The 13,835-nt window shown below is 54.0% G+C and carries 15 protein-coding genes; 9 read left to right on the plus strand and 6 right to left on the minus strand.

The window, feature by feature from the left end; all coding sequences use genetic code 11:
- Positions 1-154: 154 nt before the first annotated feature.
- Entirely contained in the window at positions 155-1,402 is a 1,248-nt protein-coding gene (locus tag KGB28_RS14925; RefSeq protein ID WP_223446185.1) for a cytochrome P450, read from the minus strand.
- A 574-nt stretch (positions 1,403-1,976) separates the two neighbouring features.
- Between KGB28_RS14925 and KGB28_RS14930 the strand changes: the two genes are divergently transcribed.
- The 9 genes from KGB28_RS14930 to KGB28_RS14970 all read left to right on the plus strand — a co-directional run bounded on the left by KGB28_RS14930 (position 1,977) and on the right by KGB28_RS14970 (position 9,985).
- The gene (locus KGB28_RS14930; RefSeq protein WP_223446187.1) at positions 1,977-2,762 is read left to right on the plus strand and encodes an enoyl-CoA hydratase/isomerase family protein; all 786 of its coding nucleotides are present in this window, start codon (positions 1,977-1,979) and stop codon (positions 2,760-2,762) included.
- A gap of 55 nt (positions 2,763-2,817) precedes the next feature.
- Positions 2,818-4,026: an acyl-CoA dehydrogenase family protein gene (locus tag KGB28_RS14935; RefSeq protein ID WP_223446189.1), complete on the plus strand. Its 1,209-nt coding sequence runs from the start codon at positions 2,818-2,820 to the stop codon at positions 4,024-4,026.
- A 13-nt stretch (positions 4,027-4,039) separates the two neighbouring features.
- Positions 4,040-5,188 carry an acyl-CoA dehydrogenase family protein gene (locus tag KGB28_RS14940; RefSeq protein ID WP_223446191.1) on the plus strand — a complete coding sequence of 383 codons (1,149 nt, stop codon included), beginning with the start codon at positions 4,040-4,042 and terminating at the stop codon, positions 5,186-5,188.
- Between the two features lie 41 nt (positions 5,189-5,229).
- Entirely contained in the window at positions 5,230-5,652 is a 423-nt protein-coding gene (locus KGB28_RS14945; RefSeq protein WP_223446193.1) for a carboxymuconolactone decarboxylase family protein, read from the plus strand.
- 80 nt (positions 5,653-5,732) lie between these two features.
- Positions 5,733-6,437 carry an SDR family NAD(P)-dependent oxidoreductase gene (locus tag KGB28_RS14950; RefSeq protein WP_223446195.1) on the plus strand — a complete coding sequence of 235 codons (705 nt, stop codon included), beginning with the start codon at positions 5,733-5,735 and terminating at the stop codon, positions 6,435-6,437.
- A 58-nt stretch (positions 6,438-6,495) separates the two neighbouring features.
- Positions 6,496-6,753, plus strand: a complete 258-nt coding sequence (locus KGB28_RS14955) for a hypothetical protein (protein WP_223446197.1) — start codon at positions 6,496-6,498, stop codon at positions 6,751-6,753.
- A 180-nt stretch (positions 6,754-6,933) separates the two neighbouring features.
- The gene (locus tag KGB28_RS14960) at positions 6,934-7,734 is read left to right on the plus strand and encodes an SDR family NAD(P)-dependent oxidoreductase (RefSeq protein WP_223446199.1); all 801 of its coding nucleotides are present in this window, start codon (positions 6,934-6,936) and stop codon (positions 7,732-7,734) included.
- A 103-nt stretch (positions 7,735-7,837) separates the two neighbouring features.
- On the plus strand, positions 7,838-9,478 hold the full coding sequence (locus KGB28_RS14965; RefSeq protein WP_223446201.1) for a GMC family oxidoreductase: 1,641 nt from the start codon (positions 7,838-7,840) through the stop codon (positions 9,476-9,478).
- A 264-nt stretch (positions 9,479-9,742) separates the two neighbouring features.
- Positions 9,743-9,985, plus strand: a complete 243-nt coding sequence (locus KGB28_RS14970) for a hypothetical protein (protein ID WP_223446203.1) — start codon at positions 9,743-9,745, stop codon at positions 9,983-9,985.
- Positions 9,986-10,498: 513 nt separating this feature from the next.
- Here KGB28_RS14970 and KGB28_RS14975 read toward each other — a convergent pair.
- The 5 genes from KGB28_RS14975 to KGB28_RS14995 all read right to left on the minus strand — a co-directional run bounded on the left by KGB28_RS14975 (position 10,499) and on the right by KGB28_RS14995 (position 13,811).
- The gene (locus tag KGB28_RS14975; protein ID WP_223446205.1) at positions 10,499-10,693 is read right to left on the minus strand and encodes a type II toxin-antitoxin system Phd/YefM family antitoxin; all 195 of its coding nucleotides are present in this window, start codon (positions 10,691-10,693) and stop codon (positions 10,499-10,501) included.
- Positions 10,694-11,333: 640 nt separating this feature from the next.
- The gene (locus KGB28_RS14980; protein ID WP_223446207.1) at positions 11,334-11,678 is read right to left on the minus strand and encodes an SDR family oxidoreductase; all 345 of its coding nucleotides are present in this window, start codon (positions 11,676-11,678) and stop codon (positions 11,334-11,336) included.
- Positions 11,668-12,093 carry an SDR family NAD(P)-dependent oxidoreductase gene (locus KGB28_RS14985; RefSeq protein WP_223446209.1) on the minus strand — a complete coding sequence of 142 codons (426 nt, stop codon included), beginning with the start codon at positions 12,091-12,093 and terminating at the stop codon, positions 11,668-11,670. The genes KGB28_RS14980 and KGB28_RS14985 overlap by 11 nt, the downstream gene beginning before the upstream one ends.
- A gap of 42 nt (positions 12,094-12,135) precedes the next feature.
- Entirely contained in the window at positions 12,136-13,008 is an 873-nt protein-coding gene (locus KGB28_RS14990) for a MaoC/PaaZ C-terminal domain-containing protein (protein WP_223446211.1), read from the minus strand.
- A gap of 26 nt (positions 13,009-13,034) precedes the next feature.
- Positions 13,035-13,811, minus strand: a complete 777-nt coding sequence (locus tag KGB28_RS14995; RefSeq protein ID WP_223446213.1) for an enoyl-CoA hydratase/isomerase family protein — start codon at positions 13,809-13,811, stop codon at positions 13,035-13,037.
- Between the last annotated feature and the right edge of the window lie 24 nt (positions 13,812-13,835).

Below are 13,835 nucleotides of genomic sequence, written 5' to 3' on the forward strand. Positions count from 1 at the left end.
CGTGTCCTGACGACGTAGGTACGCTCGAGTCAAACACAGCGATCACATTTTTGTTGTTGTATGGCCTGTCTGAGACATCAGCACTAACCACGCGTATGCCATTAGTACAATTGAGATCCGGTTGCTACGGCAGGGGCCGGCAGCATTGGAGGAGCTATAGATCCCAAACAACGTTGACGGAGTGAGCCCCGCGCATGCCTAGGCCCGTGACAACGGGCGGGGGTGAATCCGGATCGAGTCGTAGATTGGGCAGTCTGTCCAACAGGGCATTGAGCGCCATGGTCAATTCCATTCGCGCCAAATGCTGACCAATACATACGTGAAGCCCGAACCCGAAAGCGACATGACGCTTGCGCTCCCGAAAAATATCGAACTTATCAGGCTCCGGAAAAACATTTTCATCGCGGTTAGCGGCACCGAGGCAAACAATCAGATTCGCACCGGCTTCTATTTCTACTCCCCCCAATACCACGTCCCGTTTGGGTGTCCGGTGGACAATCATTACCGGGCAATTCCAGCGCAACGCCTCATCAATGGCCAGAGGAATAAGGCTTCGATCGTTCTTAACGGCTTCTAATTGATCTGGGTTACTGAATAGCGCTGTAAGGGCATTACTAAAGCCGTGATAGCTGGTGTCACCGCCCGCGTTCATCAGTTGGCGAAAAAACGAGATCGTCACGTCGTCCGGAAGCCGCTCATTTTCTACTTCAGCATTACAGATGAGGCTTACAAAATCGTCGCTCGACTTGAGTTCACGACGCACCTCACATAATTGGGTCAGGTAGTTACCCAGAATGCGGGAGGCCTCACGACCGTGATAGGGCGCGAAACCGATGGTTGTTTGCGCGAAAGCAATCTTATGGAACAGCGGTCGATCCGCCATTGGCAATTCCATGAGATCAGTGATGAATTGGAACGGAAAGTGGAATGCAAATTCCTGGACCAGGTCAGCCTTGCCGCGATGCATGAAATTTGAAAGGAGACGATCGATGACACCTTGAAACTTAAGGCGCATGGCGTCTAGTCGAACTGGAGTGAACGCCGCCTGGAATAGGCGACGGTACCGACCATGCTCTGGCGTATCCATGGCGGTAATGGTTGCACCAAAAACCTCCCCCAAATTGCGCTCAAAGATCTTGCTGGAATAGTCGGCGTGGTTGCTGAGAACCTCGCTCACCTCTTTATGACCCAAAATAACGTAAGGATTAAGCCCTTCCATGCTTTGATCGATTGTCACGCCGAAGTGAGCGCGAAGGTCAATAGCTTGAACCGGTGAGTCTTGCCGCAAACGCGCCAGCTCCGGATAAGGGTCAATGATGGCGCCTTCACCACCGATGGTGGCCCAAGCAGTGAACGGGTCAAAGTCGTCTTTGAAATCTTCAAGCTGAAGCACGGCGTTCATGCCTACCTCCTCTGCCGAATGACTTGAACAGCCACTCGTTTGTTTTTGTTATTGGCGTTCCAGGAGTGTCTAGGAGTACGCTCCAAGATCAAGTGAACGATAGCGTATACTTAATCCAAAAAGCTAGGCCCTTGGATGGGTGGTTCGTAGCAGCCCGTCAGGTGGGACACCACCGACCTTCGCTGGGCGGAGTTATAGCGCATAGACATTCACATATACAAATATTGTTTTGATATGGAAACGATATTTGATATCGATCATGTACCACTGCCTCTGACCTTGATGCCAGTAGCATGGACACCTCGAAGCGAAGAAATACGGAGGCCGGCCGCAATTGAATTGGCTGAGCGACGACTTCGCTACCTAGGAAAGGCAAGGCACAGGCTATGGCGGGAAGCGTAGTGAGAATGCGCAGCGGAATGTTGACGTTACCGATTTTTTCGGTTCATATTGTCGAACAACGCACATAAATAAGAACAAAGGATTACGTCAAGCGACACGCAGATGGCTGCTGCAATGCCTCTGCATCTTTGCTGGACACCCCAATCCGCCGCCAGAGAGACAGGACAACATCATGGATGTAGAACTGCTAATCGAGGCCTCGGTTGCGACCGTACGCCTCAACCGCCCCGAGAGCCTTAATGCTCTAAGCGCCGAAAGCTTACGACTGCTGTGTGATTACGCCGATGAGATTGAGGCAAATCCGGCCATCCGGGCAGTGGTTCTGTGCGGGCAAGGACGGTCCTTTTGTGCTGGAGCTGATATCAAAGGATCAGGCGCTACATCCGCGCCCCCAGTGATGTCAGTGTCTTATGCCAGGAAAGGGATGTTCACGTGGCAGCAAACACTTCTCAAATTTCACAATCTCAACAAGCCAGTAGTGTGTGCCGTCCGCGGCCACGCAGTAGGTATTGGCTGGTCCTTGGCGATGACGAGCGACCAGATCATCGCTTCAGAAACCGCCTTGTTCTGCGCCAACTTCCTTAATCGTGCCACCGTTCCAGAAGGCGGGCTCGTGCACGTGCTGGCAAAAAACATAGGTCAACTCAGAGCCAAGGAGGTCGTGTTCTCCCGGCGTCGAGTATCGGCAGATGAAGCCAGCATGCTAGGCCTGGTCAACAAGGTTGTTCCTGACGATGAACTTGAAGACCAGGCCCAGATACTGGCGCGCGAACTCGCAGCGCTCCCTACCTTTTCAGTCGGCCTGACCAAACAACTTTTTCGTGCGAACTGCGGCTCGATCGAAGAGTTTCTCGGACTCGAACTGAATGCTGTTGCATTGGCTGTCAATAGCCAGGATGCAACTGAGGGCCGGGCTGCCGCGCGAGAAAAAAGGTCGCCCGACTTCAAAGGACTTTGAATCCGAGCGGGCCATTTGGCCTATGCCAATAGCACCTCTAAAAAGGCAGAGCGTTATGAATTTTGAATTTAGCCCTGAAGACGAAGCGTTTCGCGCCCAGGTCCGTGAGTTTATCCAACAGAATCTACCCAAGGATATCGCCCGCCAGGCTTATAGAAGAGGCAATGCCGTTTCCCGCGAAGGCATTCGTCACTGGCAAAAAACGTTGTACAAAAAGGGCTGGGGCGCCCCTCACTTGCCATTAGCGTACGGAGGTTCCGACTGGAGTGCCGTACGCAAACATATATTCACGGAAGAAATTTATAAGGCTGATGCCCCGGATGCAGGCTGGCAGGGCTTGCACATGGCGGCCCCCGTCATCATCGCTTTTGGTTCGGAGGAGCAAAAACAACGTCACCTTCCTCCCATGCTCAGCGGTGACGTGTATTGGTGCCAGGGTTTCTCTGAGCCCAACGCGGGATCCGATCTGGCAAGTCTGCGCACAGCCGCTGTGCTCGATGGCGACACCTATGTGGTGAATGGTCAGAAGATCTGGACTAGCGAAGCTCAGTATTCCCAGTGGGGATTTTTCTTGGTTCGAACTGATGCCAGTGCAGACAAGCCTCAAAAAGGTATTTCGTTCTTACTTATCGATATGAGTACGCCAGGTATTACCGTGCGCCCCATTGAGCAAATTGACGGCGGCGATGAGCTCAACGAAGTCTTTCTCGATAACGTGCGGGTACCGAAAGAAAATCTGGTTGGCGACCTCAATATGGGGTGGAGCTACGCCAAATATTTGCTAGAGAAGGAGCGTACAACCAGCTCCTTCATCTATTACAACAAGCGCCAGTTGGACGTGGTCAAGGACATTGCCCGGCGGGAACTCGATAACGGAAAACCTGTGATCGAAATGCCTGAATTCAGTCGAAAACTCTCAAGACTTGAAATGGATCTGCATGCTCTCGAATGGTCGGTGCTGCGGGTTCTCGCCGACGAAAAATCGTCCTTCAACCTAGATGCGGTGGTGTCTACCCTGAAGATTCGCGGGTCTGACATGCAACAGCGCGTGACGGAGCTTCAGATGGAAGCGCTAGGGCTACGATCCTTGAGGTATTTCAATTTGACGCAAGAAAATGACAGTGACACTGGTGATCATGACCTATGGCCTGATTATGTGCCCGGTCGTGCGGCCCAATACCTGTTCAACCGCGCTTCTACTATTTACGGCGGCGCACAAGAAGTTCAAAAGAACATCATCGCCAAGTTAGCGTTTGGCTTGTAAGGCGGATTTAGGCATGGACTTTAATCTCAGCGAAGAGCAACAACAATTACGAGATGGCGTCGCACGGTTTGTTCGTGAACAACACGCGTTCGAGACCCGCCGCAAGTTACTGCAAACTGAACAAGGGTTCAGCCAAGACAATTGGCAGCGATACGCCGATTTGGGCTGGCTGTCTCTCGGACTGCCCGAGGATGTCGGTGGTCTCGGCCTGAGTTTTGTCGACGTTACGATCCTGATGCAGGAACTGGGTAGAGGCCTCGTGCAGGAGCCAATAGTCAGCACGACAGTTCTCGGCGCCCGAATCATTGACCAGTCAGGCAACGGCAGCGCGCGTGCGGACCTGTTACCGCAAATTGCTGACGGTAGCCTCAAGATCGCATTCGCCCACGCAGAGAGGAGTAATCGCTACAGCCTCTCTCATGTAGAAACCACACAAGCGACAATTCATAGTGAGGGTTACCGCATATCCGGCAGCAAGCTGATGGCAATTGATGCGCCGTCCGCCGACGTGCTCATCGTCTCGGCGCGAATGCCTGACAATGAAAACCTTGGGCTGTTTTTAGTTGAAAGAAATGCGCCCGGATTAAGCCTCGACAATTACGCACTGATCGACGGTAGCCGTGCTGCGGATCTTAACTTTGACCAGGTTCAATTGCAAAAAAACGCCCTCCTTCTATTCGGCGCAAAGGCACTGGAAGTGATGGAAGATGCCATCGACAGGGCAACGCTCGCCCAGGTCGCCGAGACACTTGGTGCGATGGAAGCGGCAATGCAGATCACCGCCGAATACATCAAGACGCGTAAGCAATTCGGACAACCACTTGGGAAATTCCAGTCGCTACAGCACCGCATGGCAGAGATGTTCGTCAAGTCCGAAGATGTGCGATCGATGCTCTATCGCGGACTCGCATTCCTTGAGGCAACCCCTGACATGCGCAAGTCGGCTATTTCGATGGCTAAAGTGGTGGCAGCTGAGGCAGGCAGGTTCGTCGGAGCCCAGGGCATTCAACTGCATGGCGGTATGGGAATAACCGAGGAATGCAGCATTGGCCACTACTTCAAACGCCTCAAAGTGCTGGAGAAGCTGAATGGCGACATTGAACATCATTCGGCCCGCGTCGCCGAAACCACCAACAGTAAGGCTCGGCTTGGCAGCGCTTAATAGCATGCCGTATCGCTCAAGGTGAATTGGAGAATATTTTGATGGAAAACAATGCGAAGGAAGCCGGCCGTAAGGTCGTCAAGGAAATGCTTGGAGATCAGTTTCTCGAATCATTGGAAACTTATGCTGCATCAGGTCAATTCGGTGCCAGTTCTGCAGCGATGGCGCTGGAAAATGTTTTCGGCGATATTTGGGCGCGGCCAGGGCTTGATAATCGATCGCGTAGCCTCGTGACTCTGGGCTTGCTGATTGCCCAAGGACAACCTGAAGAACTCAAAAACCATGTCCGGGCTGCGCTTGCGAACGGGCTCTCCGAGACTGAAATCGAAGAGGCACTCATGCAGAGTATTCCCTATGCAGGATTCCCGGCATTCAGCGTTGCGTCCCGTGCGGCACTGGAGGTGCTCCAGGAAAATGGGCTCACCACCGCCCCCTCCGCTACTGATCGTGGGCTGTTCAAGTAATCGAAATCAATCACGGTGCTCGTTGAATTTATTCGCATGCATTGGCCCTGCAAGTCAGAAATTCAAATAGGAGATTAGCAGTGAGTCATTTGAGTCAGACAGTAATGATTACTGGCGCCGCAGGAAATCTGGGGCGCGCCGTGGCTGCTGCTTTTGCAGCTCAGGGCGCCAAACTCGTGTTGCTAGACCTGAACGAAGACGCGCTCAGTACTGCGTATGGCGTCAGCAATGACAACCAGGCTTTGCTGCCGGCAAACCTGCTCGATACAACCTCTTTGGCGAAGGCTGTAAAAGACGCAGAAGAATGGTTTGGGGATATCGACGTGCTTTGCAATGTTGCCGGAGGTTTCGCGATGGGTGAGCCGGTTCATCAGCTGAGCAATCAAACGTGGGACTTAATGATGAACCTCAATGCAACCTCGTTGATTAATACCGCGCGATTGATCGTGCCAAAGATGATTTCCGCCGGCGGCGGTAAGATCATAAATATCGCAGCGACCGCGGGCAACGCTGGCGGCGCCAACAAGTCAGCTTACTGCGCGGCGAAGGGAACCGTTATTCGCCTCACCGAAAGTATGTCCGCCGAGTTGCGTGAACAGAACATCAACGTTAACTGCGTATTGCCGAGCATCATCGATACGCCTGCTAATCGTGCCGACATGCCAGACGCTGATTTCAGTCGGTGGGTGACACCGGCTGCATTAGCGGATGTCATCGTGTTTCTGGCCTCCGAAAATGCTCGTGCCATTCATGGTGCAGCAGTTCCGGTGGCCGGCCTTAGCTGACCGCGCCAACCTCGATTGGCCGACGCCCTCCCCGACTTTCACTATCAGGAGTCAGACAATGAAATCTATCTCTAGCTCTGAAGATGAACAGTGCCCGTTCAAATTCAACTTCGACCCAGTCACCTTTTCCGTAGGTGACACGGTTAGTTACCGGGTTTCTGATCAGTTCGGCGATATGCCATTCGTGGGTACGATCTTGGAAGTTAGTGAGACGTACATATTCATCTCACCCAATGACCCCGAGGATCCAAGTCGGCGTATGCGTGCCACCCGCACGAGCCGCCCCGAGGTCAGCATCCATGAAGCACTGAGCTGAAGAGTCAGGCGAACAAGGAAAAAAGAAGGTTTTCCCCGACTGTCAGACTTTTGGATTGGCATAGTCCTTTAGCAGCAAAAACACGTGTGATTTTATCTAATAAAAACAACGGCGGACATGAATCAGCACAACTCAAGTTGATTCAAAAAGGTCCATACCAGCACATCGCAGGAGTCGAAAATGCCTAATAATAACCAGCATCAACTGAGCAGTCTATTTGGCCTTGAAGGCCGTACAGCCATTGTAACCGGTGCAGGGCGAGGCATCGGCAAGGAAGTTGCCACACTTTTGGCCTCGGTGGGTGCACGCGTGGTGATTGCAGACATGAATTACGCCGCTGCCAACACCACCGCTGAAGAACTTAAACAGCTAGGCGCTGACGCAATCGGCGTAGCCGTCGACGTCTCTAACGCAGAAACGGTGAAGAAACTATTCGAGGAGTCAGCAAAGGCATTCGGCAACGTGGCTATTCTGGTGAACGTGGCTGCAATATTTCCGACTGAGCCGTTTCTCGATATCTCCGTAGAAAAGTGGGATCGTGTGCATGAGGTAAACACCCGGGGGGTATTCCTTTGCATGCGCGAAGCCATCAAGCAAATGAAGGCTGAAGGGAATGGCGGATCGATCGTCAACATTTCATCTGTGAACTCTCTGCACCCAGTGATTTTCGACAATGCTCAATATGCCTCCTCGAAAGCGGGGGTCAATATGCTGACCAAGACAGCAGCGCTAGAGTTCGCAGGTGACCAGATTCGCGTCAACGCTGTATTGCCTGGCGGTGTCGACACTGAAGGCGCACGTGCAGCGCAAACGGGCGACTATCCGGCGCATGGGCCAATTGGCCAACCCGGCCGTGTGCCATTGGGCCGGATCGGAGTGCCGATGGACATTGCAGCCGCAGTCTTGTTTCTTGCAAGCCCAGCATCAAATTACATTACCGGCCAACTGCTGGCAGTCGACGGCGGCTTCACCGTCAGCTGACCGGGCTCCCCCCCAAAAGCCAGTCCCACACTGGCCTTCGGGAAGAATTTTCTACTGCCGAGCCAGGAGCAATAAGCTTGTCTCGGCACTGTGAGAACACCTCATGTCTGAATATGACTACATCATTGTCGGCGCTGGCTCGGCAGGCTGTGTACTCGCCAATCGCCTATCTGAAAACACCGCGCATCGCGTTCTGCTGATCGAAACCGGCACAGCTGACGACGGGTTGCTCTTCCGTATGCCAAAAGGCTTTGGCAAAACACTCATGAACCCCAAGTTCGCCTGGCACTACGTCACAACCCGCATGAAAGGCGAGACACCAGAAGTCTGGGTGAGAGGAAAAGCGCTCGGCGGAAGCAGTGCCGTAAATGGGATGGTGTATGTGCGCGGGCAGCCCCAGGACTATGACAGGATTGCAGAACTGGGGAACTTTGGCTGGAGCTGGAATGATGTAGCACCTTACTTCAAGCGCCTTGAAAATCATGCCCTTGGAGGGGACGAATTGCGAGGAGTCGACGGGCCGGTCGACATCACCGTGGCAAAACCTAGCAAATTGGGCGACGCCATGATCGCTGCGGGCCGCCTATTAGGGCTTAAGGCCAAGAATGACCTCAACCGGCTTGATCAGGAGGGCATAGGGTATTTGTCGTTCAACATCAACCGCCATGGCGAAAGGGTCAGTGCATCCCGAGCGTTCCTCCACCCTATCCGCAATCGAACAAACCTCACAATCCTTACTGGCACCTCGGTCGATCGAGTCGTATTAGAAGGCAAACGTGCCGTCGGTGTGCTTTGTCGGCAGGGCGACCGCACTGTAACGTTCAGGGCCAAGGAGATCATATTGAGCGCAGGAGCGCTGCAATCACCCAAGATATTGCAACTATCAGGCATCGGCCCCGCCGCACACCTGGAGAGTCTTGGAATACCCGTGATTCAGAATAGCCCCGGAGTTGGCGAGAACATGCGAGAGCATTTTTTGCTCATGCTGCAGTTCAACCTGAAACGACTGAAGGACAGTCAGAACCTGGCGTTTTCAGGGGGTGGCCTACTAAAGAGCATGCTCAAGTATCTTATGGCGCGCCGAGGCCCACTGGCGGAAGGTTCCTATCAACTTGGCGCCTTCGTGAAGACCCTTCCTGGCTTGGACCGGCCCGACGCACAGCTGATGTTCGCGCCGTTCTCCCTGGACCTGGACGCGTCGGCAATCGCCATGCATAAAACCCCGGGCATGCAATTCTTTGCCTACCCGCTGAGAAGCGACAGCCAGGGTAGCGTCAGAATCCAATCAAAGGACCCCGATCAGCCATTGATTATCAACCCCAACTACCTGGCCACCGCCTATGATCGACAAGTGAGCGTAGCGTCTGTTCGCTACATTCGCCGGCTCGTCACTCAAAGGCCTCTGGAGAACCTGGTAGGCAAGGAAATGTCCTACACGGCTAACGCCCAGAGTGACGAACAGATTCTCGATGCCTACAGGCGTTACGGTCAAAGTGGTTACCACGCTAGTGGCACGTGCAGGATGGGTGTGGACGACCAAGCAGTGGTGGACCCTAGGCTACGAGTCAAGGGTGTAGAGGGACTACGGGTGATGGACTGCTCGATCTATCCCGAGCTGCTGTCCGGAAACACAAATGGGCCCACGATGGCCTTGGCGTGGCGTGCAGCGGATCTCATCCTCGAAGACGCACTACGAAGCTCTTCTGACTCTGATAAAGCGGAGCAAAAGGCGCTGCCTGTTTGAATTCGATCCCCGACAGGACAGAGCAAGCTCGGAAGCGCTTGCTCTGTCCTCCCTCCCCTTTTTACCTCGCTATGCTCGCCCTTTCGGATATGGCGCAGGAGCGTTTTGCTAAACCTCGTCATTACGCAGCAACATCGGGCATAGCAAACGACGCAGCTTACGGAGGATCGTACGCACATGGCTGCGATGGTCGGCACCATCGCCGACCCGCCTGAAAGAGACCCGCCCAGTGTTTCAAAACGGCCAACATAGAGGACGACGCCCATGCAACTCGATAAGCAGATCGTGGATTTACTCCAACAGTTACGCGAGATTCCTGAACCCGATTACAGCCAGGTCGATGCCACTCAATACCGGCAGTTTTCAGACAATCTGCTGACTGCCATCCCCGGCGACTCGATGGTCGAAGTGCGGGAACTGCTCGTAGCCGGCGCAGTTGGCGAACTGGATGCGCGGTTATGTCGGCCATTGGAGCAAGACAACTTGCATCGTGAATGTGCAGGTTGATGAGCAAGGTACGGAGAATCCTTGAGTTGAAAGTAGGGCCGCCGAGTACGGCGCAATAGCTCTTCAAACGAACAGTGGTAGAGCCGTGAGCTGCTTTCCACTTTCAGCGCTTTGTTACCCAACGATTTCCAGGCACTAATGAACGCTCCAAAATTTTCGGACGACGCGGCTGGACGGCGTTAAATGAAGCATCGCTGAAGACATCTACAAAAGCACATCAAAGGAGGCCTTGCTCGAAGCAAGAGGCAGAGCCGAAGGCTACATCGATGGCCTTGTGGACGCAGGGCACCTGTCGACGAGAGACACCGATCGCGACTATCTCATTTTGAGCACCGTCCAACGGCGGCGTGAGTTTTTGCAGAAACTGCTGAACGAGTACGGTTACTGAGCCAGGGCCAGCTGTGAGCCGTCCCCTGGCAAAACGAGGGTCACAGGACAGAGTCAGTTTGGAGCGCTCCGCATGGCTAAATCGGAGCGCTGATGATTGAACCGTAAAAGGTCGCAAGTAATTTTTTAGAGGTCTGACTGAACGCGGGGTCGGAGCTCATCCTGAATGGCGTTCCACTCGTCGATCGAGATCAGCACAGCGCTCCTTCGCTCACCATCAATGAAGATCGGTTTACGAGTCGTGATTAACTTCTCGAGCAACTCATCAAAATTGCTCGTTGCTCGAGTAGCCGTCCAGTGCATCAACTGCCATGCGGTCATACCTCCACTCCCACAGAGATCAAGCATTCAATCTTGGATCAGATTTGAGACGTTCAACCGACCGAAGCAACTCAAGAAAACTACGTCGCCCACCCCCGCGTTTGAAACTACCAACGAGGTAATTTCCTTCCCGCGTTTCCAAAAGCCAGAAACGTCTCTCTTTCCATGCCCTCTGAATTTTTTCTGTCCGAATGATTCCGCCATTGGCTGTTCGGTACAGAAAGACTAAAACTTGCTCCACAGCTGAAGCAAAGCCGGCATACCGATACGGTTGCAGTGCTGCGAAGGCATGTTCCACGGTTTTATCAGCTTGGCGCCCTTTGCCAAACCCTCGGCCCTCGCCTTGGCCGATGCCTGCGCCGATCTACGTGTGGCACTCCAGTGAGCGAACGCCATTCAACACCGCGGCATAACTGATCGAAACCATCGGTCCCAGCGCGCGGGATAATTTGCCTGTGCCGCTCGGCGGCGTCATTCAGCGTGCCGGGCATGGCGTGCAGCGGACTTCATCCTTGAGAACGCGCTACGCCTTTCCTCTGAGGCCGATAAAGCAGAACTGCAGGGAGAGTGCGCCCTCTCCCTCTCCCTGCCCTTTTGCCTCGTCTCGCTCGCTATTCCGATACAACACAGGAGCGTTCTGCTAAACGTCGTCACCACGAAGCAATACATCGCTACCACCATCCACGAACGGGATCTGCCCCACCATGTAGCGATTATCAGCGCTGGCAAGAAATGCCAACAAAGGCGCTATATCTTGCGGATCGGCGTAGTCGGGCATCGCGCACGGTGTCGCTTGCGCAAGTATCGCCCTTCCTTCTTCGTTGCTCAGCAATGAAGCGGTCATCGGAGTACGCACGGTTCCCGGCGCAACGCCATTGAGCAAAATGCGCGCACCAGCCCATTGGTCGAGCACAGCCGTGCGCCGAAGCCAGCGACTAAGTGCCAGTTTCGAAGACGCGTAAGCCAGAGGATTGTCACGAGCCAACGATTTCGCAGCCTCCTCCCCCCCCCGTCAGACAAGCCTGAACCAAGGCTTGGTCGCTAGGAAGCAGGGACGCAGATGAGGAAATCACTACCGCTCGAGGAGCCTCTGACGCCTGTAACAGCGGGAGTAGCCTGGGAAGCAAATCAACCACCCCGAAGTAGTTGACCGCGATTACGCTTTCCCCCGCAGCCATCGCAACGCCAGCGCAGGCAATCACGGCATCGATATGACCTGCGCCAAGCGTTTGTATCGCTTGACTTGCCTGTAATCGGCCAGCCGGACTTGCAAGATCGACATTTATATCGGCACCCGCCAGATCGACGCCGATAACGGTCTCACCACGATTTCGCAGTAAGTTCGCCGTAGCCAGGCCAATACCGGATGCAGCGCCAGTTACAACATTGATTCGTGCCATATCATTCCTACATTAGTGAGCAGCGTTGAATTCACACATTTGTCAGGTGTAAATAGGCTCCCTAAGCTCTGCTTTCCCGTTATTGAGCACTATCAGATCCCTGTCCAATGCCTTCACTCGATAACTGACCACGTTGCCATCCAGCCAGATCTCAGTGCGCAACGTTTCCCCTGGATAAACCGGGGCAGTAAAACGGCAGAAAATGGATGCGAGTCTGCTCGGATCGTTTTCGCAAACCGTGTCGAGCAGCGCCTTGCACGCCACGCCATATGTTGCGAGACCGTGTAAGATTGGGCGCTCGAAGCCGGCCTTGTTGGCGATCTTGGGATCGGCGTGCAATGGGTTCCAGTCGCCGTTCAGACGATAGAGCAGCGCCATGCCGGGTGTTGTGGCTTGCTCATGAATCCAATCCGCTGGTCGTTCTGGCATCGGGTGGGGTGGCTGGAGGCTGCGAGGGGGGCCGCCGAAGCCACCATCACCACGACAGAAGATACTTTGGACACTGGTACACAGCAGTTCACCACTGTTTCGATCAAGGAACATGCGTTCATGCTGAACGATGGCCCCTCTACCCTCCCCCTTGTCCACCACTTCCAGTATTCGCGATTTGCTGATCAGACTTGCGTTTGGGGGCAAAGGCTTGTGGAGGATCAACCCCATCTCGGAATGCACCATGCGCACCCAGTCAATGCCCGTGTCTAGGTCCCTTGCCCAGAATCCGGGATGGGCCAAAACTCCGGCCATGCTCGGTACCGCTCGAATGTCTTTTTCATAAACAAACGGTAGCTCTTCAGTGTTCAGCGGGTCCGTGCCATAGCCAATGCTCAACGCATAAAGAATGGTGTCTTTGTATGTATAAGTCTGATGACCATCAGGAATCTTCAACGCCATCAGCTTTTGGTAATCGATCGCCATGGAAGTCTCATTGCAGGAGGAAATAATCAGGAGTTGCGGTACACCGGTTTGCGCTTGTCAAGGAACGCGGCAACGGCCTCTCGGTGATCCTGGGTTTGGAAAAGCCCAGGCTGATTGTCCAGTTCGCAGCGCAGCGCGTCTCCCAAAGTACTGAGGCCCGCGGCATAGGAAGATTTGATGATCGCCATAGGCAGCGGTGCGCAATTGGTAAACTCACAGGCAAGTTCAATTGCCACTTCACGAGCCTCCCCCGGCTCGCAGAGCTGATCCGCAAGCCCTAACGCAAGCGCCTTGTTGGCGTCGATCGTGCAACCCGTGAAGAGCAAACGTTTCGTCTCGACTAAACCAATGCGTTGCGGAAGACTCCAGAGCAATCCCATATCAGGAAGCAAACCCATCTTTCCAAAAGCCGCTGCATATCGGGCCTGGCTAGACGAGACTACGAAGTCTGAAGCAGAAACCAGTGAAAGCCCGGCGCCGGCAGCCCAACCTTCGACTGCGGAAATTACAGGCTTTGCGCCGCCCATAAGCTCGCGAGCAATTCGAGCGGTGACTGGAATTCTGGACCGAGACTCACTGACCGTGCGTGCAGTGATCATTCCGGAAATGTCACCACCGGCGCAGAAATGATCCCCCGCCCCAGTAAGCACAATGGCTCGGATATGGTCATCGGCATTGAGCTTAACTAAATCCGCGCTCAACATCTCCAGCATCCCTCGCGAGAGAGCATTTCGCGTTTCAACATTATTGAGCGTGACAACCGCGACGGCATCAATCGTGTCCACTCGAACCCAGTCACCCATTTGTATCTCTCCTTACTGTCGGTA

It is taken from the genome of Pseudomonas sp. BF-R-19, assembly GCF_019956445.1.
Classification (GTDB): domain Bacteria; phylum Pseudomonadota; class Gammaproteobacteria; order Pseudomonadales; family Pseudomonadaceae; genus Aquipseudomonas; species Aquipseudomonas fluorescens_BH.

Excerpts from the sequence above, each read along its gene's own strand:
- KGB28_RS14965 (WP_223446201.1), top strand. The coding sequence starts at position 7,838 with ATGTCTGAATATGACTACATCATTGTCGGCGCTGGCTCGGCAGGCTGT.
- KGB28_RS14935 (WP_223446189.1), top strand. The coding sequence starts at position 2,818 with ATGAATTTTGAATTTAGCCCTGAAGACGAAGCGTTTCGCGCCCAGGTC.
- KGB28_RS14975 (WP_223446205.1), bottom strand. The coding sequence starts at position 10,693 with ATGACCGCATGGCAGTTGATGCACTGGACGGCTACTCGAGCAACGAGC.
- KGB28_RS14985 (WP_223446209.1), bottom strand. The coding sequence starts at position 12,093 with ATGGCACGAATCAATGTTGTAACTGGCGCTGCATCCGGTATTGGCCTG.
- KGB28_RS14990 (WP_223446211.1), bottom strand. The coding sequence starts at position 13,008 with ATGGCGATCGATTACCAAAAGCTGATGGCGTTGAAGATTCCTGATGGT.
- KGB28_RS14960 (WP_223446199.1), top strand. The coding sequence starts at position 6,934 with ATGCCTAATAATAACCAGCATCAACTGAGCAGTCTATTTGGCCTTGAA.
- KGB28_RS14940 (WP_223446191.1), top strand. The coding sequence starts at position 4,040 with ATGGACTTTAATCTCAGCGAAGAGCAACAACAATTACGAGATGGCGTC.
- KGB28_RS14955 (WP_223446197.1), top strand. The coding sequence starts at position 6,496 with ATGAAATCTATCTCTAGCTCTGAAGATGAACAGTGCCCGTTCAAATTC.
- KGB28_RS14995 (WP_223446213.1), bottom strand. The coding sequence starts at position 13,811 with ATGGGTGACTGGGTTCGAGTGGACACGATTGATGCCGTCGCGGTTGTC.
- KGB28_RS14930 (WP_223446187.1), top strand. The coding sequence starts at position 1,977 with ATGGATGTAGAACTGCTAATCGAGGCCTCGGTTGCGACCGTACGCCTC.
- KGB28_RS14945 (WP_223446193.1), top strand. The coding sequence starts at position 5,230 with ATGGAAAACAATGCGAAGGAAGCCGGCCGTAAGGTCGTCAAGGAAATG.
- KGB28_RS14970 (WP_223446203.1), top strand. The coding sequence starts at position 9,743 with ATGCAACTCGATAAGCAGATCGTGGATTTACTCCAACAGTTACGCGAG.
- KGB28_RS14925 (WP_223446185.1), bottom strand. The coding sequence starts at position 1,402 with ATGAACGCCGTGCTTCAGCTTGAAGATTTCAAAGACGACTTTGACCCG.